Annotated in this window: 1 pseudogene; it reads right to left on the bottom strand. The window is 74.2% G+C overall.

The features are described 5' to 3' along the window. Positions 1–78 precede the first annotated feature (78 nt). A pseudogene (locus FV228_RS32775) lies at positions 79–423 on the bottom strand (pentapeptide repeat-containing protein); the annotation flags it as partial.

Here is a 423-nt window from a genome sequence, read left to right as displayed (position 1 = left end):
AGCCGGCACAGGCCGTCGCGACGCCGCGCAGGCGCCGCCCCGCCACCCGAAATCGCTCCGTGATCCCGCCCATCGCGATCAGCGCCGCAGCTCCCGTTCCTCCACCGGCTCGGCCTCGCGCCGGTCCGGTTCGCCCAGAACCTCGATGGCGTCGGCGGTAGCCTCCAGGGTCGGGCCGCGCCAGACCTCCAGGATGCCGCGGACCCGCACGCGCCGGCCTTCGAGCGATGCCGCACTCAAACCACGGGCACGCATCATTCGCCAAGTGCGTTTCGGTACCATGACCGTGAGCCCGTCCGCGCCGCGGGCCACGAAGTCGAGATAGGTGCGGGCGCTCCGCTCGCCGACATGGCCGATCCGGCCCTCCACCACGGCGAAGCGCCCCGCCAGCGCCCGGAGCGCCGGGCCGTCCGCGGCTTGCAG

The organism is Methylobacterium sp. WL18 (assembly GCF_008040015.1).
GTDB lineage: Bacteria > Pseudomonadota > Alphaproteobacteria > Rhizobiales > Beijerinckiaceae > Methylobacterium > Methylobacterium mesophilicum.
The sequence above is the reverse complement of the archived record's forward strand: the minus strand, read 5'-3'. Positions and strand labels throughout refer to the sequence as shown.